We start from the raw sequence: 21,885 nt of genomic DNA on the forward strand, positions 1-21,885 counted from the left end.
CCCGATGCTTCAAATGGATACCCAGACTCAGCGCAAGCTCGAACACCTCTTCGAACTACTGGCTTTGCCGACGCAACGCATTGAACCGCGCATGCGCGTGGTGCTCGCGCCGTGCATGCTGATGACGGAGGTCGATGCGCAGGGGGTGACGTTAGTCCTGACGTTACGCCATCATGTCGTACGCGCAGAGCGTTGGCTACCGCGACTCCTGCAAACGTGCGCACCTGAGTGGAGTCTCGGCATTCCGGTGCGCGCCTGTGTTGCGCAAGGCCGCCCCATGCTGATTGCGACGCCGCCGTCGAGCGCCAACCTGCAGGCCGTCGACTGGTTTGCCTGTCTTTCGCGCATGCGCCGCCTGCTCGAACGGATCGACGCCGGGCAGCAACGGGAGAACCGTCCATGACGCGTGTGCTGATCTGGTTGCGGGCGGCCGCGGGACGTCAGGACATCGTCCTGGCGGCGTTGCTGCTCGTGACCGTGCTGATGATCATCATCCCGATGCCGCCGTCGGTAATGGATCTGCTCATCGCACTCAATCTGGGCGTTTCGTTGTTGCTGCTGATGGTGGCGCTATATATCAACGAGCCGTTGGACTTCTCTGCGTTTCCGTCGGTGCTATTGATGACGACGCTGTTCCGGCTCGGACTGACCATCAGTACCAGTCGGCTGATTCTGCTGCACGCCGACGCGGGCGACATCGTCTATACGTTCGGCGACTTTGCGGCAGGCGGGAACATCGTCGTCGGCATGATCGTGTTTCTCATCATCACTATCGTCAACTTCATCGTGATCACGAAAGGATCGGAGCGGGTAGCCGAGGTCGGCGCGCGCTTTTCGCTCGACGGCATGCCTGGCAAGCAGATGAGCATCGATGGGGATCTTCGCGCAGGCACGATCGATGCGGCCGAAGCTAAGCGACTTCGCCGGATCGTGCAGAAGGAAAGCCAGTTTTACGGTGCGATGGATGGGGCGATGAAGTTCGTGAAGGGCGACGCTATTGCCGGACTGGTCATCATCGTGGTTAACCTGCTGGGCGGCATCGGCGTTGGCGTGTTCATGCGGGGGATGAGCGCTGGCGATGCGGCTGCGATCTATGCCATTCTCTCCATCGGCGATGGGCTCGTGTCGCAAATCCCCGCACTGCTGATCTCGGTCACGGCGGGCATTATCGTGACGCGCGTCCCCGGTGAGCAACGACGCAATCTGGCGCGTGAGCTCACCGACCAGCTCGCAGCACAACCGCGCTCACTGACGCTGGCGGCCGTCGTCCTGGTGCTGTTCGGTCTGATTCCCGGTTTTCCCATGCACTACTTCTTGCTGCTCGCCGCGCTGGCGGGCGGCGCGGCGTGGTGGATAAAGCGCGGGGCGAAGGATGGGGCGCCCGGCACGGAGGGCGGTGCGGCGGCCGGTGCGGACGGCGCAGCGGCGAAGCCCGGACGCCCCGGCGCGCAGCCGTTGCTGGCGAGGGTCGGCGTGGCGTTGGCCGAGTCGTGCGGGGGAATCGCGGCTGTGTCCGGGCAAATCGATGCCCTGCGGCATCAGAAGTTCGAGCAATTCGGCGTGCCGATGCCGGAAGTGCAGGTGACGACCGATGCCACGTTGCCGGGCGACAGATTGGACATTCAGCTTTATCACGAGAGCGTCATGACGATCGACGTGGTGCAGGAGGCCGCGCTGGCGCACTACGACGCCACGCATCCTATCCTCGCGTTGCGTGCGCTCGAAGGCGATGCGCCACGTGAGACGCCGCTGCCGTTCGGCGGACAGACGCTCTTCTGGCTTGACGATGCGCAGCGCGCGGCGTGGCTCGCGAGCGGTGGCACCGTGATCGATGGCGCGGATCGCGTAGCCCATTGCGTCTCGCTGGTCATCGACGCGCATGCTGCCGATTTCCTGGGCGTGCAGGAGGCGCGCTTCCTGATGGACGCGATGGAGGATCGCTACGGCGAACTCGTCAAGGAGTTGCAGCGGCAGTTGCCGATCAGCCGGACGGCGGAGGTGCTGCAACGATTGGTTGCCGAAGGGGTGTCGATCCGAGACTTGAGGCGAGTGTTCGAGGCGCTGATCGAGTGGGCCCCTAAGGAACGAGACCAGATCATGCTCACGGAGTACGTGCGGCTGAGTCTGCGCCGTCACATCACCCGGCGCTTTCGTCGAGGCACCGAGCACATCACTGGTTGGAATGTCGGTCGCGGTATCGAAGACGTCGTGCGGGCTGCGGTGCGGCAAACGGCCTCTGGTTCGTACGCCGACCTGAATCCGGCTCAGACGGACGCGATTCTCGGCGCGATCGATGGGGCGGTGAATGCGCACGACGGAACCCCCGCTGTGCTTTTCACGGCAATGGACGTGCGTCGCTTCGTGCGCAAACTGGTCGAGCGGGAGCGTGCCGACTTGCCGGTGCTGTCGTTCCAGGAAGTTGCCGACGAGCCGCATGTTCGCGTGCTTGGGACGATCGATGTGCGGGGAGCGTTCTGACGTGCGCCGCCCCGATGCGGCACGAATTGCCAACGGACTGCGTCGCACGCTGGACGCGCAGCGCAAGGCATGTGAGGACCTGCGCCGCGGCGCGTCACGCGAGGTGCGCTACGGGCGCATCGACAAGATCACGCCGAACGCCATGCGAGCCCGGTTGCCCGGTGCCGCGCTCGGAGAGCAGTGCCGGGTGATGTCACCGGCGCTCGATGCGGAGGTCATTGCGGTGGAGGGGAGGCACGTCTGGCTTGCGCCCTACGCTGAGCCCACAGGGGTGGCCAATGGCGCGCTGGTGCAGGCGCTGGGATCGTCGTCGCGCGTGGCGGTGGGCGAGCATCTGGTCGGTCAAGTGCTCGATGGCCTGGGACGGTCGCTGGCCACCGAGTCCGGTGCGGACCGCGCCGATGTCGAGTGGCGCGCGCTCGACGCCGAGCCGCCGTCAGCCCTGCGTCGCGCGCTCGTCTCCACGCATCTACCCATTGGCATTCGGGCCATCGACGGCATGCTGACGTGCGGCCGTGGCCAGCGTCTGGGCATTTTCGCGGCGGCGGGAGGTGGGAAGAGTACGTTGCTCGCGATGATGTGTGCGGGCACAGCGGCGGATGTCATCGTGCTAGCGCTGATCGGCGAGCGTGGCCGGGAGGTGCGTGAATTTATTGAACAGGGGCTCACGCCGCAAGCCCGTGCACGAACGGTGTGCGTGGTGGCCACATCAGACCGTCCCGCGTTGGAGCGGATGAAGGCTGCGTACACGGCGACGGCGATTGCCGAAGCGTACCGGGACGAGGGAAAGGACGTGCTGCTGCTCATGGACTCGCTAACCCGCTTCGGCCGTGCCGTGCGCGATATCGGCATGGCGGCAGGCGAGCCACTTGGCGCGACAAGCGGCTTGCCGCCGAGTTTCTATGCGCGGTTGCCGCGCCTGCTGGAGCGCGCCGGGACCGGCGAGCGCGGCAGCATTACGGCGTTCTATACGGTGCTGGTCGAGGGGGACAATCTGGACGAGCCGCTCGCCGACGAAGTTCGCTCGATTGTCGACGGTCACATCGTGTTGTCTCGGCGTCTGGCTCAGGAAAATCACTATCCCGCCATCGACGTACCCAAGAGCCTGTCCCGCGTGATGACGCAAGTCGCAGGTGCGCTGCATGTAGAGAGCGCAGCACGCGTGCGTCGTGCGATGGCGCTGGCGGCAGACGTCGAACTGCTGGTTCGCGTCGGCGAGTATCAGGCAGGTAACGATCCCGATACGGATGGGGCGCTGGCGCGCGCGCCGGACATCCGCAGCTTTCTTTGTCAGGGCCAGCACGAGGTGGCCGCGTTCGACGACACCCTCGCATGGCTCGAACATCTCGCGAACTGAAAGACCGCGACGGCATTGCCGCGTTGGCGATGCTGGCGCAGCGTCGGGAAGCAGGATTACGTGCTGCATTGGCACGTCTCACGTCGGCGGCAAGGGAGGCAGCCGATAACGTCGTCGCGTGTGAGCGCGCTTGCGATGTTCAACGTGATGTATGGCAGAGGGCGTTGGCACGCGGCGGCCTGTACGGATCGCGCGAGGCGGCTGGCGCGGCGCGTCTCGTGGAGGCGGAGCGCACTTCGATGGTTGACGCCAAAGCACGGCACAGCAGGGCAATCGACATCGCGCAGCAAGCCGAGGCCAACGTGCGCGAGCAGCGCGAACGCCTTCAGAGCAACACCCGGAAGCAGGAGAAATTGCGTGAGTTGCTGAAGTTCTACCGGACTTGAGTTGATTCCCGCCGCCATGCACCCGCATTCGTTTCCATTTCAACCGCCATTTCGTCATTTCGAGGACTTCACGATGAATACCATTCGCCGCAGTGGCCTCTCCGCCGATGCGTTCGGCAGTCTGTCGGAAAGATCGCTTTCTCACCTGCGCGACACGGCAGCGGTTTCACAAAGACGAAACAACGGCCGGGCCGACCGCGAGGAACGGGACGAGCGGGCATTCGTGTTGACGAGCGACCCCGCCGCTTGCGTGACCGGTCCCGCTGATGTCCTCCGCTGGTTGCGTGTCTGGCATACGCGTCAGGACGCTAACTGGGACAGCGCAAGCGTGCTGCGCGTCGTTGTGCATGGTGGTGCGCTGGACACGCTGGTTGTCGAAGCGCGTCGCGGGCGGCAGGGCATCACCGTGAGTCTGCTGTGCGCGCATCTGACGATGTATCGCCGACTGCTGGCGCACCGCGGGCAACTCTCGCGGGCGTTGACGTCACGCTTCGCGTTGCCCGTCACGGTTGAAGTTGAGGCGCGTTATGTGCCGTGAGATTGGCGGGGTGTCGGATCATTCGTCGATGCGGGATGTCGGCGTTGCATTGGAGGGGGTACTTACGGGCGCGGGTTGTGTGCGCTTCATCGAAGGCGAGACGGAGGTGCGCGTCGGATGGCTCCACGCAGGGGGGGATGGGCTCGTGGTGACTGCACGGGTCGATGAGGGCGTCGTGGGGCAGACGCACTTCTGGTGCGACGCCGGGCAATGGGCGGACTGGCTCGGCGACCGGCTGCCTGTCCCGTCGTGGGACGCTTTGCCGCCGGACTGGCAGGCGAGCGCCGCGTCGTTGACCTTCGCCACGGAGGGCGCGGCCATCGAGGGCGAGGAAGACCCGGAGCGCGAGGCGACGGCGGGGAGCGCATCGGACACGGAGCGGTCGGTTGTCGCGATGCGTCGGGAAGGCCCAGACACATCCGCCACGCCAACTTCCTGGCCGCGGGTGACGGTGATCACGCGTGAGTCCGTCGAGACGACGTGGCGTATCGGCATCGTGTTACAGCGCGAGGCGCGTCGGCTGGCGCTAATGCATCTCGATGGTGTGACATCGTGGCTCACGGACCGTTGCCAGCGCGCGGTGCCGTGCGACGCGCCGCTGGACCCGTCCGGTGTGCCGACGCGTCGATGCATCCTCGCGGTGGGCTGGGCCGAGCTCCCAGCGTCGCTTTGCGACCGTCTGCGTGAGGGCGGGGCGGTACTGCTCGACGTGGTGGCCGACGTTGCGTCCGGCGAGCATTGGCTGCTCGACGGTGCACGATGCATTGCCATGCGTGACGGACAACCGTCGGGGCGAAACGTCGTCATGCCCGACCTCCCGACACCGGGCGCCGTGGACGGAGGCGCGGTGTCATGTACCCGTCTGGTCGCGGTCATCGCCGAAAAGGCGTTGCCCGTTCCGAGTCTGGCGGCGTGGCATCTCGGGCGCGCCACGTCACATGCGCGTGCACCACAAAACGTTTTGAGCGCCGCACGTATCGCGCTCTGGCGCGACGGCACGCCTTGGGTCAATGGGCGCTTATTGCGCTTCGGCGACGGACGTCTGGCGGTGCAAATCGATCCAGTCTCCTGATTTCGGGTCGTGACCCGATGGGCGTGCATTCGGTCGCGTCCTACCATTTGCCGATCGACGACCTCTGCGTCGTGCCTCGTCAGCATGCGGCTGCGTAGCGGCCGCTTCGCTGCCGTTTGCTGCCATTTCGCTGTCACGTCGTTTCGCCTCGTCCCGCAGTCTCTTCCTTCGTTCGTACCGGTCGGCGCGCTTGTCCGGCGGACGAAGGCGTTCATTGGAGTTCGTATGTCCTTGCTCGACCACCCGGTGCAGCTCGTCGTCCTGCTATCGCTGCTCTCGATCATGCCGTTGCTGGTGGTGCTGGGGACTGCTTTTCTGAAACTGGCGGTCGTCTTCGCGCTGCTGCGCAATGCACTGGGTACGCAGCAGATCCCGCCCAACATCGCGATCTACGGTCTGTCGCTCGTCCTCACGTGTTTCATCATGGCACCGGTCGCCTTCGACATCGAAGCGAACCTCGGTTCCCGGCCAGTCTCGCTCTCATCGAAAACCTTCGTGGCCGACGTCGATGCCAGCGTGCTCTCGCCGTACCGCGCGTTCCTCGCCCGTCACACCGACGCCAGACAACGCGACTTCTTCGCCGGGCTGGGAAGTGAGACGTGGCCGGAAGCGCATCGCAACCGGCTGGGTGCGGACTCGCTGCTCGTGCTGATGCCCGCTTTCGCACTCAGTCAGTTGGCCGAGGCCTTCAAGATCGGTTTGCTGCTCTATCTGCCGTTCATCGTGATCGATCTGGTGATCTCGAACATCCTGCTCGCGATGGGGATGATGATGGTCTCGCCCATGACCATCGCCCTGCCGTTCAAGCTGCTCATCTTCGTGATGATGAACGGTTGGGAGCAACTGGTGCGGCAGTTGATGCTCTCGTACGCATGACGCCGCCGGGAGCCTGCGCATGAGCGAAGCTATCGTCGTCAATCTCACCAGTGAAATGCTCTGGCTCACGTTGCTGATGTCACTGCCGACGGTCGTTGTTGCGTCTGCCGTCGGCGTGCTGGTGTCGCTGGTGCAGGCCCTCACGCAGGTGCAGGATCAGACCGTCCAGTTCCTCATCAAGCTCATTGCCGTGTCGGTCACGCTAGCCGCGACCTACGCATGGATGGGCCACGTGTTGCTCAACTACGCGGGCAGCGCGTTCGAGCAGATCAGCAGGATGGGGTGAGCGCCATGGTCGATATGGTGGATATGACGAAGATCGCCGCCCTGAGCGCGGCGTCCGATACGCTGATCGCGCCACTGTGGGCCGATCTGTTTGGCTGGACGCTCGCGTGGGGCGTGGCGATGTTGCGTCCATTGGGCGTGGCGATGTTGCTGCCGGTGCTGTCGGTCGGCATGCTGGGCGCAGGCATGTTGCGCAATGCGCTGGTGCTTGCGCTCGCGTTGCCGGTTGTCGCGATCGCGCATGAGACGCCCGATATGCCAACGCAATGGGGCGCGTGGGGCATGTTGATCGTGCGCGAGCTCTTCATCGGTGGTCTCGTGGGGTTCGTGGCGACGCTGCCGTTCTGGGCCGTCGACATGACGGGATACGTGATCGACACCATGCGCGGGGCATCGATGGCCAGCGTGCTCAACCCGCTCATGAGCGCGCAATCGTCGATCTTCGGCATTGCGTTGACGCAGATGCTCTGCGTGCTCTTCTTCGTCACACCGGCTGCACACGCGGTGCTGAGCGCGCTGTACGACTCGTACGTTGCGGTACCTATAGGGCAGCCTTGGCGATGGGAGGACGCGTCCGTCGGCTGGCTGCTATCGCTCTGGCAGGCGATGCAGGTCATGTGCGTGGCGGTGGCGTTGCCTGCGATGGTCGTGATGGTGCTCGTCGATATGTCGATGGGCTTCGTGAACCGCGCGGCGCAGCAACTCAACGTGTTCTTCCTTGCCATGCCGGTCAAGAGCGCGATGGCGCTGCTTGTGACGGTCGCGAGTCTGCCGTTCGCCATCGCCGTGCCGCTCGCGCACTGGTATCGCCTGCCCGAGGTGTTCCACACGTGGGCGGCCATGACGCTGCCCGCTTCGTGAGACGCGTATGAGCGAGAAGAGCCTTCCCCCTACACCCAAGAAGATTCAGGACGAGCGCAAGAAGGGGCGTGTCGCCAAGAGCGCCGATCTTGCTGTCTGCATGCAACTCGGCGCGACGCTCGCGTGGCTGATGTTCGAGGGGCCCGCCCTCTACGATGCGCTGCAAGCGCTGATTGCCCGCATGCTGCTCGTGCTGCGCGATCCGGTGGAGGAAGCCGTGCAGGGCATGCTCGGTCCGTCGTTGTTGATCTTCGTGCGCTTCGCCGGTGGTCTCTCCGTGTTGCTGATCGTAACGACGTGGCTCGCAATGGTCCTGCAGGTGGGGGCGCTGGTCGCGCCACAGGTGATTCGTCCGAAGTACGAGCGGATCGATCCTGTCGCCAAAGCCAAGCAACTGTTCTCGATGCAGTCGCTTTTCGAGTTCGGCAAATCGCTCGTCAAGGTTGTCGTGCTGGGGCTGGTCTTCTTCTATCTGATCCGGCAGTACACGCCGTCGCTGGCCGTGCTTGGGCAGTGCGGCCCGTCGTGCGGGCTGGCGCTCACCGTGCGGTTGATGTTCTGGTTGATGGCGGTGCTGGTGATCGCCTATGTCGTGTTCGGCGGGTTGGACTTCGCCTATCAGAAGTATCAGTTGCGCAAGCAGCTCATGATGTCTCACGACGAGATCAAGCGTGAGACCAAGGAAGTGGAGGGCAACCGTGATCTGAAGAACAAGCGGCGTGAGATTCACCGCGAGACGATCGAGAGCGGCAGCCTGTCGGACAACGTCAAGCGGTCGACGGCCGTGGTGCGCAACCCGACGCGTCTCGCCATTTGCCCGCGTTACGTGCCGGGCGAGACGGCTGTGCCGCTGGTGATTGAGAAAGGCCGCCATGCGCGTGCGCGCACGATTGTGCGGATCGCGGAGCGCGAGGGCGTCCCGGTCGTTGAGCATGTGCCGGTGGCGCGACGGCTGATGGACGACGTCGAGATCGATGCACCGATCCCGCCAGATCTTTTTGACGCGGTGGCCGCGATTCTGCGTCTCGCACTGGATTTGCCCTATGAGGTGCAGACGTCCTCGGCTGAGGCTGAAGCACCGGTAGGTCCGGCGATGCGGACTCGAGATGGGGAGGGCGCATGAGCGGGCGGCCGACGAATCGGGGGCGGCGGCGCTGGCGTCACGTGTTGGTGATGTGCGGTGCGCTGGGACTGGGCGGTCTGCCATCATGGGCGGCGGATCGGGGATTGCTGCCGCATCATCCTAGGGTGGCGGATGCACAGATTGCGGTGCCGACGGTGGAACGCGTCGCGAGCACACGCGATGCCGAGAGGCGCCTCGTCTCGTCGTATCGAGAAACACCGGCACCGACGCCACCGTCCATCGCGTCGGCGAGAACGGTGACGCCGACAGTGGGACGGGACCTGGAGGCTGCTGCGCCTGAAACGCCTGCCAAGCTCCCCTTCGATGCACTCGTGCGTCGCGCGGCCCACGCGACCTCCGTCGACGCAGCCTTGCTGCACGCGATCATCGACACCGAGTCGGGATACGACCCGCAGGCGGTGTCGGAGCGCGGCGCTATCGGGCTGATGCAGATACTGCCACGCACCGGGCAGCGCTTCGGGGTTCGCCGTCTTGAAGACCCTGCCGAGAACCTGCGCGCAGGCGCGTCGTATCTGCGTTGGTTGCTCTCGCGGTTCAATGACGACGTCAGTCTGGCGCTCGCGGCCTACAACGCCGGGGAGGGCGCGGTATTGCGGTACGGCCGTCAGGTGCCGCCGTTCCGCGAGACGCAGAACTATGTGCGCAAAGTCATGGCGAGTTACTCGCGTCTGCGCGATCCCGCAGGAACGGACGCTGTCGCGCTGCCGTTGGCATCGGGGGGCGCTGCCTTGGCGTCTGCCGCGCAAGCACTCGTCCAGGCGGATGACACAGGGAGGAGCGACATACGGGACAAGGCTGCGAATGTGCGGACCGTGAGAAAAGCCGGAGGTGCCGAAGGGGCTGGTGGGGCCGATGTCGCTGACGACAAGAACGCCCGCGCGTGGCGTTTACTACAGGGACTCGGAGAACTGATCACACGCAGCCCGTCGGCCGACGCCCGGAGGCGGGATCAACCGGCGGTTGTCATGCCGGGACGACGTCCGTCGGCACCGTGTCCGCGACCGACGGGCGAGCGGACATGCGCTCGAAGTGGCGTGCCAAGTTAGGATGGGCGGCGCGCCAGTCGATTTCCTGATAGCGGAAGTCGAGATAGCCGAGCGCACAGACGACGGCCACGTCGGCCAGCGTCAGGCGGTTGCCCGCGCACCATTGGCGCTCGTCGAGCCCGCGTGCCATCGCCCGCAGGCTTTCCTCGATCTTGCCGACCTGACGCGCAATGAAGACCTGCGAGCGCGAGGCTTCGTCATGGAACATCTTTTCGACGCGAATCTGGACGGCGGCGTCCGTCACGCCATCGGCGAGGGCTTCCCAGCAACGCACTTCGGCGCGTTCGCGACCCGATGGGGGAATGAGCTTGCCGACCGGGGAGAGGGTGTCGAGGTACTCGCAGATCACCCGGGAATCGAACACGGCTTCGCCGTCTTCCATTACCAGACACGGCACTTTGCCGATCGGGTTCGACTGCTGGATGCGGGTGTCGTCGGCCCAGGCGTTCTCCAGCTCGAGCTTGTAATCGAGCTTTTTCTCAGCCAGCACAATGCGGACTTTACGAACGTAGGGACTGGCGAGGGCACCGATCAACTTCATGTGAATCCTTGATAAATCGCTTTAGCGCGGAGCAGAGTATAACGTGTGGGATGGCCGGGGCCGGGGAATGGTAAAATACTGGCCTTTCCGAGTTGGCACATCGCCGGCTCCCCCGATTTTCTTTTTCGGTGCCCAGTGCCATGTCCGACGAATTCTCCCCATTGACCGCGCTTTCCCCGCTCGACGGCCGTTACGCCAGCAAGACCGACGCCCTGCGTCCCTGGCTGTCCGAGGCGGCATTCATGCGCAACCGCGTGAAGGTCGAAATCCACTGGCTGATCGCCCTGTCCAAGGCCGGTTTCGCCGAGATCGCCCCGTTCTCGGGCGCGGCGGAGACGTTCCTGCTGAATCTGGCGGCCAACTTCTCGAACGCCGATGCCCAGCGCATCAAGGACATCGAGAAGGTCACGAACCACGACGTGAAGGCCGTGGAGTACTGGCTCAAGGAAAAGGTGCAGGGTCAGGCCGAACTGGAGAAGGCGAGCGAGTTCATCCACTTCGCCTGCACGTCGGAAGATATCAACAACACCTCGCACGGCATGATGCTCAAGGGCGCGCGCGACGAAGTCATCGTCCCGGCCCTCGAATCGCTCGTGACCAAGCTCGGCGAACTGGCGCGTGAACACGCGTCCCAGCCGATGCTCTCGCGTACGCACGGCCAACCGGCCTCGCCGACCACGCTTGGCAAGGAAATCGCCAACGTCGCGGTGCGTCTGGCGCGTGCGCTGGAGCGCGTGCGTCGCGTCGAACTGCTCGCAAAGATGAACGGCGCGGTGGGTAACTACAACGCGCACCTGTCGGCTTACCCGGAATACGACTGGGAGACGTTCTCGAAGACGGTCATCGAACAGCGTCTGGGCCTCACGTTCAACCCGTACACGATCCAGATCGAACCCCATGACTACATGGCTGAGCTGTTCGACGCAGTGGCCCGTGCCAACACGATCCTGCTCGACCTGAATCGCGACATCTGGGGCTACATCTCGGTCGGTTACTTCAAGCAGAAGACGAAGGCTGGCGAAATCGGCTCGTCGACCATGCCGCACAAGGTCAACCCGATCGACTTCGAAAACTCGGAAGGCAACCTCGGTCTGGCCAACGCCGTGCTGCGTCACCTGGCCGACAAGCTGCCGGTCTCGCGCTGGCAGCGTGACCTGACGGACTCGACCGTGCTGCGCAACATCGGTGTGGCCTTCGGTTACAGCCTGCTGGCGTACGACTCGTGCCTGCGTGGTCTGGGCAAGCTCGAAGTGAACCCGCAGCGTCTGGACGAAGACCTCGACAACACGTGGGAAGTGCTGGCCGAGCCGGTGCAGACCGTGATGCGTCGCTTCGGTGTGCCGAACCCGTACGAGCAGTTGAAGGAGCTCACGCGCGGCAAGGGCATCACCCGCGAAGCGCTGCAAGCGTTCATCAAGCAACTTGCTATTCCGGAAGATGCCAAGGCGCGTCTGCTGGAAATGACCCCGGCGAACTACGTCGGGATCGCCGAGTCGCTCGCCAAGCGCGTGTAAGCTCGCGACGCATCATCAGCATCATCGAAACGGGCCGCTTTTGCGGCCCGTTTCGCATGGTTCGTCGGCTTTCGTCTTTGTTCGTCGACCTTATGGCTGGCTTCTGTGCATATGACCATCGTGTCATACGGGTACACAGGTTGGTGTGTATCATAGCTGCACAAACCATAAGGAGAACCCCACAGATGAAGTTCACTCTCGCAGTGGCTGCGCTTGCCGCCGCCGTCCTCACGCCGACCCTCGCTCAAGCCCAGTTCGCCAAAGCCGACGACGCCGTCGAGTACCGTCAGTCTGCGCTGTTCCTGATGGGTAACCACTTCGGCCGCATCGGCGCAGTGGTCAAGGGCGACGCGCCGTTCAACAAGGACGACGTGGCGAAGAACGCCGAACTCGTCGCCACGCTCTCGAAGCTGCCGTGGCCCGCCTTCGAAGGCGGCCAGACGAACGGCAAGAGCAAAGCCAAGCCGGAAGTCTTCTCCGACAAGGCGAAGTTCCAGCAAGCCGCCGAGAAGATGGAAACCGCTGTGGCCAAGCTCAACACGGTGGCCAAGGGCGGCGACCTCGCGTCGATCAAGACCGCTTTCGGCGATGCTGCGCAGACCTGCAAGAGCTGCCACGACAACTTCCGCGCGAAGTAAGCTGTCTGGCACATCCGGCGTGTTCGGCACGCCAACAAAAAAGCCGGTCGTTTCACGCGACCGGCTTTTTTTATGGGGCGACGCCGACATCGGTCGATCACCCACACTTCGTCAATATGACGGCAATGCCGCCACCGCCGGTGTGAGATGCACGATACGGTACACGAGCGCCGACGCCAGCACGATCAGCACCAGCGCGCCCGCGCGCACACGCCAGTCGTCACGTGCCGGATGAACGGGGCCGGGCAGCGTCTTGTCGCCGAGAATCATCGGCCGGACCAGATCCTTCTTGCGCGCGATGCGGTAATACACAATGGCCAGCACATGCAACGCCACCAACGCGATCAGCACCCACTGATTGCGCAGATGCCAGCCGGTGAGCATGTCGCTCGTATCCTTGTCGATGAACTTGACGAGCGGTCCGTCGTTGAAGATGTCGTCGTTCGAGAACAGGCCCAGCGCGACCTGAATGCCGAAGAACAACAGCATCGCGATGACGGACAGGCCACCCAGCGGCGTGTGTCCGGCGAAGCGAGCCTGCATTTCCGATGCGTCCGATGCGCTCGACGTGCTTCGCAGCGAGCGGAGGAACGTGCGCGGTCCGGTCATGAACGCCGAGAAGCGTGCATAGCGCGGACCGGCGATGCCCCAGATCACACGGAAGATCAGCAACGCGAGCACGGCATAGCCGCACCAGAAGTGATAGATCATCGCGTTGCCACCGGTCTTGGCGGTGACGTACGCGGCGACGGCGAGTACCACGAAGGACCAGTGGAACAGTCGCGTCGGCAAGTCCCAGATGCGGATCGGCTTCATCGGCGTGAAAATTCGTAAATTGCGAATTCCGCGAGATTACCGCAAGCCCGTGGCGCGTGCACGTTCGACAGGGGGCATGCACGTTGGGAAACTGCCCGTATCGAGCGCAGGATATTCGCTGTCAGGCTGGCTGCCATCTCCAAGCAGGTCTCGTCTGCTTCTGCGCATCGAGCCGTCCAGCCATGACCCACGTCTGCCAACATCCCGGCGGAGGCGCTCGCCTCGCCAGCCGATCCCCGACTCCCTTGCGTGCTGCGCCTATGCGTGGTCGTCATGCTCGCGACGTGGCTGGGCAATCTGCTGATCCGTGGCTTTGGCGTCATGGCGCTTACGCCCGACGCACAGCATGCCGCCGTCACAACGAGTGTGCGTGAATGGATGCTCTGGCTCTGGTATGGCATGCGCTACGACGTCTTGCTGAGCAGTTGGGGAGTGTTGATGTGGCTGCTGCCGCTGGCGATCGGGCGGGCGATGTTTGCATCGACGCCTGCCATGCGGTCGGTTTTCGTCGCAGGCGTTGCGCTCTGGTTCGTCACCGTGAATGCAGCGGGACTGACGGAACACTTCTATCTGCGCTACTTCGGTGTGCCGTTCGGCCCACAGATTTTCAGTATTTACGACGACGATGTCGGCATCGCCATGAGTGCCGCAGCGCATCTGCTTCCCGTGGGCACGGCGTTGCTATGCGCGTTGGGGCTCGCGCTCATGCAGACGTGGTGCACGCTGCGCCTGTCGCTGGTCCCGCAGCGACGGGCAACTTGGCGCGACGCCATCGTGCAGATCGCGTTGGTCGTAACGCTTTTTGTCGTCGCCTTTGGAAAACCTGCTGTACGGCTGACGGCACAGGAGGGGGTCAGCGTGGCGCGGCGTCCGCTCCTCGACGACTTGCTCGTCAACACCCCCGTGCGGCTTTACCTCGCCTTCCGGCAGAGTCGGGAGGCACCCGGGCAGGCAGACAGTCCGAATCGTGTGCTGAAGTCGCATGGCTTCGACGATGCCGCTGCGCTTGGCCGCGCCTTGCGTGTCGAAGGCCAGAGTGACGAAGGAGACGAAGTCAACGGCGGTGGTGAGAGTCACGAGGACGACCCGACAGCGGCCCTTCAACACGCGGCGTGGCGTCGTACGCCGCCCAACGCCATGCTGGCGGCGCACCCGCCGCATGTCGTCTTCGGATTGATGGAAGGGTGGGGCGGTTACGGCCTGTCGCTCGACGCCGACGGATTTCCCATCGCAGGCGCGATGCGCCGTCATCTGGATGCCGGATGGTGGTTCCGGCACGCCGTCGCGGCGCGCTCCGATACGATTTCCACGCTCGAACATCTGTTGATCAATAGCGGTAGCCCATCGTTGATGCTGACGAACAGTGCGGTGCCGGTGTCCTTCACGTCAGCCGCCGCCCGACCGTTTCAGCAGAAGGGATATCGAACGGTATTCGTCTACGGGGGCGCACGTACTTGGCGGCACATCGACCGTGTTATACATCCGCAAGGGTTCGATGATGTGATCACGCAAGCCGATATCATCGCGCGCTATCCGCAAGCCGACACAGGCACCTACGGGGTGTACGACGGCTATCTCTGGCGCTATGTGCTCGGCATGCTCGAAGATGCCGATGCGCGCGGCCAACCATTGTTCGTCTTCGCGCTGACGATGAGCAACCACTGGCCCTTCAACGTACCCGACGATGCTGCGACCGGTCCGTTCGACCTGACGAAGGGATGGCGTGCGTCACCCGCGAACGCGGCGGAGCACGACGAACGTCAGCGCGGCGTGCGCGCCTATCGCTATGCGATGGATGCGCTCGGCGACTTCATCGACCGTCTCAAATACTCACCGATGAGTTCGCGCACGATTCTAGTGGCGACGGGCGATCATCGCGCGCCGCAATGGCGCGATCTCGATAACGCGTCGCTCTCGCCGTTCGAGCGCTATCACGTGCCGATCTATTTCCGCGTGCCGCGTGCGTATCGGCCGATGGGGCCGCTGCGGCTGGACGACTTCGTCGGCCATCGCGACATCTTCCCCACGCTCTACCATCTCGCGCTTTCGGATGCGCCTTACGTGGGCTTCGGCGAACCACTATTCGGTGTAGTGCCCGCAGCACGTCGCTATGCGGTGGCGCAACAGCGCTATCTGTTCTCGGCGGCAGGGGCGGAGGATCTGCGCAGCGGTGTGCGCTATACCCACATCGAAGGCGGTGATGCCGATACGCTCAGGCAGCAAGCTGCAGACGCCAACGCATCGCTCGCGCTGTCGGAATGGTTTGGGGAGATGCAACGACTGACGAGGCCTGCGTCCGCCGCGTCAAATGAATAGCGTCTGAACGACGGACGAAAAAAAACCGCCGGACATGCCGGCGGCTTTTTCGTGAGCGACGCCTTAATCACACAGGCGTCAGACCCGCGTCAGACACGTGCGCCGAAGTTCGGATCATTGCGATCCAGCGCTTCTTCGTCATCCTTGCTGCCATGCTTGATGAGGTCTTCGCGCTTCACGCCGAACCACATCGCAAGCGCTGCGGCCACGAACACCGACGAGTAGATACCGAACAGAATACCCACGGTCAGGGCGAGTGCGAAGTAGTGCAGCGTCTGGCCACCGAAGAAGAACATCGACAGCACCATCATTTCGGTACTCGCGTGCGTGATGATGGTCCGCGACATCGTCGTCGTAATGGCGTGGTCGATGACTTCCTGCACCGTCGCCTTGCGCATCTTGCGGAACGTCTCGCGAATCCGGTCGAAGATAACGACCGATTCGTTCACCGAGTAGCCCAGCACGGCCAGCACCCCTGCGAGCACGGCCAGCGAGAACTCCCACTGGAAGAACGCGAAGAAGCCGAGAATGATCACCACGTCGTGCAAGTTGGCGATCACGCCCGCGACAGCGAACTTCCATTCGAAGCGGAACGACAGGTAGATGATGATGCCGACGACCACGAAGGTCAGCGCCAGCAGACCGTCCGTGAACAGCTCGTGCCCGATCTGCGGACCGACGAATTCCACGCGACGCAGCGACACGTCGGGGGCATCGGCCTTAAGCGCGGTCATCACGGCATCGCTTTGCTGCGCACTGGTGACCTGCTTGCCGTCCGAACCGTTCTGGATCGGCAGACGGATCATCACGTCGCGCGAGGTGCCGAAGCTCTGCACCTGCACATCGCGATAGCCGAGCTTGCCGACTTCGCCGCGGATCTGCTCGAGATCGGCCGCCTGCGAGTAGGCCACTTCCATGACCGTACCGCCGGTGAACTCGATCGACATGTGCAGTCCCCGCGTGAGCAGGAAGAACACCGCCGCCACAAACGTGAGCGCCGAGACGATGTTGAAGATCAGGGCATGCCGCATGAACGGCACGTCTTTCTTGATGCGGAAAAATTCCATGACTGTTTCCTCTCGCGCCTGCGGTTATTGCTCGCCTGCGTCGGGTGCGTTCGTCGCACCGTCCGGGCGCCAGACCTGACCGATCGCCAGCGACTTGAGCTTGCGACGGCCGCCGTACCACAGGTTGACCAGACCGCGCGAGAAGAACACGGCGGAGAACATCGAGGTCAGAATACCCAGGCAGTGCACCACAGCGAACGCGCGCACCGGGCCCGAACCGAAGGCCAGCAGCGCCAGACCTGCGATGAGCGTGGTCACGTTCGAGTCCAGAATCGTCGCCCAGGCGTGTTCGAAGCCCAGCGAAATCGCCTTCTGGGCCGACGCACCGCCGCGCAACTCTTCACGGATACGTTCGTTGATCAGCACGTTGGCGTCGATGGCCATACCGAGCGTGAGCGCGATAGCGGCGATACCCGGCAGCGTGAGCGTGGCCTGCATCAGCGACAGCGCGGCCACGAGCAGCAGCAGGTTGAACATCAGTGCGATGACCGAGAACACGCCGAACAGCATGTAATACGCCATCATGAACACGGCGATCGCGAGGAAGCCGTACATCACCGAGTCGACACCCTTATGGATGTTGTCGGCACCGAGGCTCGGGCCAATCGTACGTTCTTCGATGATTTCCATCGGTGCGGCGAGCGAACCGGCGCGCAGCAGCAGCGCCAGATCGTTTGCGCCCTGTGCCGAGCCCATGCCGGTGATCTGGAAGCTTTGGCCCAGTTCGCCGCGGATGGTCGCCACCGTGAGCACTTCGCCCTTGCCCTTCTCGAACAGCACGATGGCCATCGGCTTGCCGATGTTGTCGCGCGAGACGTCGCGCAGCACACGGCCACCGGCGGCGTCGAGCTTGATGTTCACCGACGGTTGCTGGTGATCGTCGAAACCAGCCGAGGCGCTCGTGATACGGTCGCCGCTGAAGATCACCTGACGCTTGAGCAAGACCGGTGCACCGTTGCCGTGCAGGAACAGTTCGTCCTGCGGCGGCACCGGCGTGTCAGCCGACACGATGCGCGGGGCATCCGGATCGGCCAGACGTGCTTCGAGCGTCGCCGTACGTCCGATGATGTCCTTGGCTTTGGCGGTGTCCTGCACGCCGGGCAACTGCACGACGATACGGTCCGGGCCTTCCTGCTGGATCACCGGTTCGGCCACGCCGAGTTCGTTCACCCGGTTATGCAGCGTGACGATGTTCTGCTTGACGGCGTTGTCCTGCACTGCGCGGCGGGCGGCTTCCGTGAACGCGCCCACGACCTTGAACGCACCGTTCGCAGCGGGCTGCGTGGTGTAGGCGAGGTCGGGCAGGCCGTCGCTCAGCGCGCTGCGGGCGCGCTCGGCGTCTGCCTGCGAGCTGAAGGCGGCTTCGATGCCGGTGTCAGTGCGCGTCACGCCGTTGTGGCGGATGTTCTTGTCACGCAGCAGCGTACGGGCGTCGGCAGCAGACGCATCCAGACGCTTGGTGATGGCGCCAGCCATGTCGACTTGCAGCAGGAAGTGCACACCGCCACGCAGGTCGAGGCCGAGGTACATCGGCAGCGCGTGGATTTTGGAGAGCCATTCCGGGGAGGCCGAGAGCAGGTTGAGCGCAACGACGAAGGTCGGATCGGTCGCGTCGGTGTTCAGCGACGTCTGGAGCAGATCCTTGGCGCGCAGCTGCGTGTCGGTATCGGCAAAGCGGATACGCACGCTCGGGTTGTTGCCCGTGCTGTCGAACACCGCGCCGGTATAGGCGATGTTCTGTGCCTTGAGCGCGTCTTCGGCGCGCGAGAGCGTCGAGGGATCGACCTTGACGGTCGCCTTGACGCTGGAAATTTGTACCGCCGGTGTTTCACCGAACAGGTTCGGCAGCGTGTAGAGCACCCCGATGGCAAGAGCCACCAGAATGACGATGTACTTCCAGAGAGGATAGCGATTCATAGCAGCGGGCTAGGGTGATGCCTCGTGGCAAACCGTGCTTCAGACCGTCTTGCATGGCGATGCAGGCGTATCGGACAAGCCGGACCGGCGTCGCCATGCACTGCGGCCGCCGGTAAGGGCGGCCGCGTGCGGTGGTGCAAACGATCAGAGCGCCTTGATGGTGCCCTTCGGCAGCAACGTGGTGATAGCGCCCTTCTGCACGTTGATCTCGACGTTGTCGGCGATTTCAACGGTCACGAAGGTCTCACCGACCTTCGAGATACGACCGGCCAGGCCGCCCGAGGTCACGACTTCGTCGCCCTTGGCGAGTGCAGCCAGCATGTTGCGGGTCTCTTTCTGACGCTTCATCTGCGGACGGATCATGATGAAGTACAGCACCACGAACATCAGCACGAGCGGCAGGAAGCTCGTCAGGTTGCCCAGGGGGCTGGCGCTGGCGCCAGCGGTCTGCGCGAAGGCTTCGGAAATCAGCACGTTCGGTTCTCCTTATGTAAGACGTGTAAAAGCCGCGTGTGGCCGGTCTCAGGACACGCGCGGCGTGTGTTTCGGTGCGAGGATGCAGCATCCAAGCCCGGCATTTTACCACTGCCCGACCCCGTTCCCGGGGGATTCGATGGCCGAGCCAAACGCCTCGGCGCACCGGCCACGTTACTGCACGCCGCGGGCGCGATCGGCCTTGAATTTGGCGACGAACGCGTCGAATTGGTGCGCTTCGATGGCATCCCGGATTTCCTGCATCAGCGTGAGATAGTAATGCAGGTTATGGATGGTGTTGAGCCGCGCGCCCAGAATCTCCCCGGCTCGCTGCAAGTGGTGCAAATAGGCGCGCGAGAAGTTTCGACAGGCGTAACAGCCGCAAGTTTCGTCCAGCGGGCGGGTATCGGTCTTGTGCGACGCATTGCGGATCTTCAGATCGCCGAAACGCGTGAACAACCAGCCATTACGTGCGTTGCGGGTGGGCATCACGCAGTCGAACATGTCGACGCCGGCGGCCACACCGGCCACCAGATCTTCCGGCGTGCCCACGCCCATCAGGTAATGTGGCTTGTTCGCGGGCAGGCGCGGCGCCACGTGCTCCAGCACGCGCATCATGTCTTCCTTCGGCTCGCCGACCGACAGCCCGCCGATGGCGTAGCCGTGGAAGTCCAGTTCCGACAGCCCGGCGAGCGATTCGTCGCGCAAATGCTCGTACATGCCGCCCTGAACGATGCCGAACAGCGCATTCGGGTTCTCAAGACGGTTGAATTCGTCGATGGAGCGCTTGGCCCAGCGCAGCGACATGCGCATGGACTGGCCTGCCTCGACTTCCGTGGCCGGACGGCCGTCGATCTCGTACGGCGTGCATTCGTCGAACTGCATGACGATGTCCGAATTGAGCACGTGCTGGATCTGCATCGAGATCTCGGGCGAGAGAAAGAGGCGGTCGCCGTTCACGGGCGACGCAAATTTCACGCCTTCTTCGCTGATCTTGCGCAGATCGCCGAGGCTGAACACCTGAAAACCGCCCGAATCCGTGAGAATCAGACGATCCCAGCCCATAAAGCGGTGCAGACCACCGTGCGCGGCTATCGTCTCTAGTCCCGGGCGCAGCCAGAGGTGGAAGGTATTGCCGAGGATGATCTGGGCGTTGTTCTCGACGAGTTCGACCGGCGACATCGCCTTGACCGAACCGTAAGTGCCGACCGGCATGAAGATGGGCGTCTCGACCACGCCGTGGTTGAGCGTGACGCGCCCTCGGCGGGCTTGCCCGTCGGTGGTAATGAGTTCGAACTTGAGCATGTGTCGTGCGCCCCGGCACCACCGGCAAAACAAGCCGGCGCCCGCGCGGGACGTGAAAAAAGCGGCCAGCGCCCCATGCGCGGCCAAGGCGGTATTGTACTTGGTCGGACGGCCCTGGACGCCAGGGCCGTCCGCGAATCAGGCGGCAGCCTTCGGGGTGTCCTGAATCTCTACGCGCGAGAGGATCATCGCGTCGCCATAGCTGAAGAAGCGATAACGCTGCTCGATGGCGTGACGATAGGCCGCGCGGATCGTCTCCATGCCCGAGAACGCCGACACGAGCATGAGCAGCGTGGACTTGGGCAGGTGGAAGTTGGTCACGAGCCGGTCGACCAGTTGGAAGCGGTAACCCGGCGTGATGAAGATGTCCGTCTCGGCACTGCCCGCGCGCAGCGTGCCCGGTACGCCCCCGGCGGCGAGCGTGGCCTGCGCGCCCGACTCCAGCGCGCGCATCGACGTCGTGCCCACGGCGATCACTCGGCCACCGCGTGCACGGGTGGCCGCGATGGCGTCGACCAGCGCGGGCGTGATCTCGTACCACTCCGAGTGCATCTTGTGTTCGCCGATGTTGTCTACGCGCACCGGCTGGAACGTGCCTGCACCCACGTGCAGGGTCAGCGTGGCGCGTTGGACGCCGAGGGCGTCGAGGCGGGCGAAGAGGGCATCGTCGAAGTGAAGACCGGCCGTCGGCGCAGCCACGGCACCCGGATTGCGGGCGTAGACGGTCTGGTAACGGGTCTCGTCGGCGGCGTCGGCATCGTGTTCGATGTACGGCGGCAGCGGCAGACGGCCGTAGGTTTCCAGCAACGTGTAGCAGTCTTCGGGGAAGTGCAGCGTGTAGAACGGCTCGACGCGCTCGCCGACGGTGACGTCGAAGGCATCCGCCAGATGCAGTACGGTGCCGGGCGCGGGGCTCTTACTGGCGCGGATCTGTGCCAGCACGGTGCGGTTGTCGATCACGCGCTCGACGAGCACCTCGATCTTGCCGCCGCTGGCCTTCTGGCCGAACAGGCGCGCCTTGATGACGCGCGTGTCGTTGAACACGAGCAGGTCGCCGGGGGCGAGCAGGCCGGGCAGATCGGCGAAGCTGCGGTCGTACAGGTGCGGCGGCGTGACGCTGCCGTCGACCTCCAGCAGACGGCTGGCGGTACGCTCGGTGAGCGCGGTCTGCGCGATCAGTTCGGGCGGCAGGTCGAAATCGAAATCGGAAAGGGTATACATCAGCGTTTACAATGCGTAGCAACCGACATTTTA

At 63.9% G+C, this 21,885-nt stretch carries 21 protein-coding genes; 14 read left to right on the plus strand and 7 right to left on the minus strand.

Going from position 1 to position 21,885, the window contains the following annotated elements; all coding sequences use genetic code 11:
- Positions 1-13: 13 nt before the first annotated feature.
- The 11 genes from ACIQWO_RS17515 to ACIQWO_RS17565 all read left to right on the plus strand — a co-directional run bounded on the left by ACIQWO_RS17515 (position 14) and on the right by ACIQWO_RS17565 (position 10,043).
- The gene (locus ACIQWO_RS17515) at positions 14-403 is read left to right on the plus strand and encodes a hypothetical protein (protein ID WP_402826614.1); all 390 of its coding nucleotides are present in this window, start codon (positions 14-16) and stop codon (positions 401-403) included.
- Positions 400-2,478 carry a type III secretion system export apparatus subunit SctV gene (gene sctV, locus ACIQWO_RS17520; protein ID WP_402826617.1) on the plus strand — a complete coding sequence of 693 codons (2,079 nt, stop codon included), beginning with the start codon at positions 400-402 and terminating at the stop codon, positions 2,476-2,478. Before ACIQWO_RS17515 ends, sctV begins: the two co-directional genes overlap by 4 nt.
- 1 nt (position 2,479) lies before the next feature.
- The gene (locus tag ACIQWO_RS17525; RefSeq protein ID WP_402826620.1) at positions 2,480-3,835 is read left to right on the plus strand and encodes a FliI/YscN family ATPase; all 1,356 of its coding nucleotides are present in this window, start codon (positions 2,480-2,482) and stop codon (positions 3,833-3,835) included.
- A complete protein-coding gene (locus ACIQWO_RS17530) occupies positions 3,811-4,221 on the plus strand; it encodes a hypothetical protein (RefSeq protein WP_402826623.1) in 411 nt (136 codons plus the stop codon). The genes ACIQWO_RS17525 and ACIQWO_RS17530 overlap by 25 nt, the downstream gene beginning before the upstream one ends.
- Positions 4,222-4,294: 73 nt before the next feature.
- A complete protein-coding gene (locus tag ACIQWO_RS17535; RefSeq protein ID WP_402826626.1) occupies positions 4,295-4,759 on the plus strand; it encodes a hypothetical protein in 465 nt (154 codons plus the stop codon).
- Positions 4,749-5,831, plus strand: a complete 1,083-nt coding sequence (locus ACIQWO_RS17540) for a hypothetical protein (RefSeq protein WP_402826629.1) — start codon at positions 4,749-4,751, stop codon at positions 5,829-5,831. The genes ACIQWO_RS17535 and ACIQWO_RS17540 overlap by 11 nt, the downstream gene beginning before the upstream one ends.
- A gap of 225 nt (positions 5,832-6,056) precedes the next feature.
- A complete protein-coding gene (gene sctR / locus ACIQWO_RS17545) occupies positions 6,057-6,707 on the plus strand; it encodes a type III secretion system export apparatus subunit SctR (protein ID WP_402826632.1) in 651 nt (216 codons plus the stop codon).
- Positions 6,708-6,726: 19 nt separating this feature from the next.
- Positions 6,727-6,993: a type III secretion system export apparatus subunit SctS gene (sctS, locus tag ACIQWO_RS17550; protein WP_039396281.1), complete on the plus strand. Its 267-nt coding sequence runs from the start codon at positions 6,727-6,729 to the stop codon at positions 6,991-6,993.
- A 23-nt stretch (positions 6,994-7,016) separates the two neighbouring features.
- The gene (sctT, locus tag ACIQWO_RS17555) at positions 7,017-7,853 is read left to right on the plus strand and encodes a type III secretion system export apparatus subunit SctT (protein ID WP_402826635.1); all 837 of its coding nucleotides are present in this window, start codon (positions 7,017-7,019) and stop codon (positions 7,851-7,853) included.
- 7 nt (positions 7,854-7,860) lie between these two features.
- A complete protein-coding gene (locus ACIQWO_RS17560) occupies positions 7,861-8,976 on the plus strand; it encodes an EscU/YscU/HrcU family type III secretion system export apparatus switch protein (protein ID WP_402826638.1) in 1,116 nt (371 codons plus the stop codon).
- On the plus strand, positions 8,973-10,043 hold the full coding sequence (locus ACIQWO_RS17565) for a lytic transglycosylase domain-containing protein (protein ID WP_402826641.1): 1,071 nt from the start codon (positions 8,973-8,975) through the stop codon (positions 10,041-10,043). Before ACIQWO_RS17560 ends, ACIQWO_RS17565 begins: the two co-directional genes overlap by 4 nt.
- On the opposite strand, the gene ACIQWO_RS17570 is transcribed toward ACIQWO_RS17565, so the two are convergent.
- A complete protein-coding gene (locus tag ACIQWO_RS17570; protein ID WP_402826644.1) occupies positions 9,961-10,584 on the minus strand; it encodes a glutathione S-transferase family protein in 624 nt (207 codons plus the stop codon). The two genes, ACIQWO_RS17565 and ACIQWO_RS17570, sit on opposite strands and share 83 nt — an antisense overlap.
- Before the next feature lie 140 nt (positions 10,585-10,724).
- Here ACIQWO_RS17570 and purB point away from each other — a divergent pair, with 140 nt between their 5' ends.
- Both purB and ACIQWO_RS17580 read left to right on the plus strand, forming a co-directional pair.
- Positions 10,725-12,098 (plus strand): adenylosuccinate lyase, encoded by a 1,374-nt coding sequence (purB, locus tag ACIQWO_RS17575; RefSeq protein ID WP_150575692.1) that lies wholly within the window; start codon positions 10,725-10,727, stop codon positions 12,096-12,098.
- A 185-nt stretch (positions 12,099-12,283) separates the two neighbouring features.
- A complete protein-coding gene (locus ACIQWO_RS17580) occupies positions 12,284-12,736 on the plus strand; it encodes a cytochrome c (RefSeq protein WP_150808312.1) in 453 nt (150 codons plus the stop codon).
- Between the two features lie 111 nt (positions 12,737-12,847).
- Here the strand turns inward: ACIQWO_RS17580 and ACIQWO_RS17585 are convergent, their stop codons facing one another.
- On the minus strand, positions 12,848-13,552 hold the full coding sequence (locus tag ACIQWO_RS17585; RefSeq protein WP_402826649.1) for a cytochrome b/b6 domain-containing protein: 705 nt from the start codon (positions 13,550-13,552) through the stop codon (positions 12,848-12,850).
- Between the two features lie 249 nt (positions 13,553-13,801).
- Here ACIQWO_RS17585 and ACIQWO_RS17590 point away from each other — a divergent pair, with 249 nt between their 5' ends.
- Entirely contained in the window at positions 13,802-15,868 is a 2,067-nt protein-coding gene (locus ACIQWO_RS17590; protein ID WP_402826652.1) for an LTA synthase family protein, read from the plus strand.
- Between the two features lie 89 nt (positions 15,869-15,957).
- Here the strand turns inward: ACIQWO_RS17590 and secF are convergent, their stop codons facing one another.
- From secF to queA, 5 genes are all read right to left on the minus strand, one after another.
- Positions 15,958-16,935, minus strand: a complete 978-nt coding sequence (gene secF / locus ACIQWO_RS17595; protein WP_402826655.1) for a protein translocase subunit SecF — start codon at positions 16,933-16,935, stop codon at positions 15,958-15,960.
- 24 nt (positions 16,936-16,959) lie between these two features.
- Positions 16,960-18,852 (minus strand): protein translocase subunit SecD, encoded by a 1,893-nt coding sequence (gene secD / locus ACIQWO_RS17600; RefSeq protein ID WP_402826658.1) that lies wholly within the window; start codon positions 18,850-18,852, stop codon positions 16,960-16,962.
- Between the two features lie 144 nt (positions 18,853-18,996).
- Positions 18,997-19,326 (minus strand): preprotein translocase subunit YajC, encoded by a 330-nt coding sequence (gene yajC / locus ACIQWO_RS17605; RefSeq protein ID WP_150575699.1) that lies wholly within the window; start codon positions 19,324-19,326, stop codon positions 18,997-18,999.
- 174 nt (positions 19,327-19,500) lie between these two features.
- Positions 19,501-20,631 (minus strand): tRNA guanosine(34) transglycosylase Tgt, encoded by a 1,131-nt coding sequence (gene tgt, locus ACIQWO_RS17610; RefSeq protein ID WP_402826661.1) that lies wholly within the window; start codon positions 20,629-20,631, stop codon positions 19,501-19,503.
- 138 nt (positions 20,632-20,769) lie between these two features.
- On the minus strand, positions 20,770-21,852 hold the full coding sequence (gene queA, locus ACIQWO_RS17615) for a tRNA preQ1(34) S-adenosylmethionine ribosyltransferase-isomerase QueA (RefSeq protein ID WP_402826664.1): 1,083 nt from the start codon (positions 21,850-21,852) through the stop codon (positions 20,770-20,772).
- Between the last annotated feature and the right edge of the window lie 33 nt (positions 21,853-21,885).

The organism is Pandoraea sp. NPDC090278 (assembly GCF_044772185.1).
Lineage (GTDB): Bacteria > Pseudomonadota > Gammaproteobacteria > Burkholderiales > Burkholderiaceae > Pandoraea.

Coding starts and splice junctions, on each gene's coding strand:
- ACIQWO_RS17580 (WP_150808312.1), top strand. CDS start 12,284: ATGAAGTTCACTCTCGCAGTGGCTGCGCTTGCCGCCGCCGTCCTCACG.
- ACIQWO_RS17585 (WP_402826649.1), bottom strand. CDS start 13,552: ATGAAGCCGATCCGCATCTGGGACTTGCCGACGCGACTGTTCCACTGG.
- tgt (WP_402826661.1), bottom strand. CDS start 20,631: ATGCTCAAGTTCGAACTCATTACCACCGACGGGCAAGCCCGCCGAGGG.
- ACIQWO_RS17535 (WP_402826626.1), top strand. CDS start 4,295: ATGAATACCATTCGCCGCAGTGGCCTCTCCGCCGATGCGTTCGGCAGT.
- ACIQWO_RS17515 (WP_402826614.1), top strand. CDS start 14: ATGGATACCCAGACTCAGCGCAAGCTCGAACACCTCTTCGAACTACTG.
- sctS (WP_039396281.1), top strand. CDS start 6,727: ATGAGCGAAGCTATCGTCGTCAATCTCACCAGTGAAATGCTCTGGCTC.
- sctT (WP_402826635.1), top strand. CDS start 7,017: ATGACGAAGATCGCCGCCCTGAGCGCGGCGTCCGATACGCTGATCGCG.
- secD (WP_402826658.1), bottom strand. CDS start 18,852: ATGAATCGCTATCCTCTCTGGAAGTACATCGTCATTCTGGTGGCTCTT.
- ACIQWO_RS17560 (WP_402826638.1), top strand. CDS start 7,861: ATGAGCGAGAAGAGCCTTCCCCCTACACCCAAGAAGATTCAGGACGAG.
- sctR (WP_402826632.1), top strand. CDS start 6,057: ATGTCCTTGCTCGACCACCCGGTGCAGCTCGTCGTCCTGCTATCGCTG.
- ACIQWO_RS17530 (WP_402826623.1), top strand. CDS start 3,811: ATGGCTCGAACATCTCGCGAACTGAAAGACCGCGACGGCATTGCCGCG.
- ACIQWO_RS17540 (WP_402826629.1), top strand. CDS start 4,749: ATGTGCCGTGAGATTGGCGGGGTGTCGGATCATTCGTCGATGCGGGAT.
- queA (WP_402826664.1), bottom strand. CDS start 21,852: ATGTATACCCTTTCCGATTTCGATTTCGACCTGCCGCCCGAACTGATC.
- ACIQWO_RS17565 (WP_402826641.1), top strand. CDS start 8,973: ATGAGCGGGCGGCCGACGAATCGGGGGCGGCGGCGCTGGCGTCACGTG.
- sctV (WP_402826617.1), top strand. CDS start 400: ATGACGCGTGTGCTGATCTGGTTGCGGGCGGCCGCGGGACGTCAGGAC.
- ACIQWO_RS17570 (WP_402826644.1), bottom strand. CDS start 10,584: ATGAAGTTGATCGGTGCCCTCGCCAGTCCCTACGTTCGTAAAGTCCGC.
- secF (WP_402826655.1), bottom strand. CDS start 16,935: ATGGAATTTTTCCGCATCAAGAAAGACGTGCCGTTCATGCGGCATGCC.
- purB (WP_150575692.1), top strand. CDS start 10,725: ATGTCCGACGAATTCTCCCCATTGACCGCGCTTTCCCCGCTCGACGGC.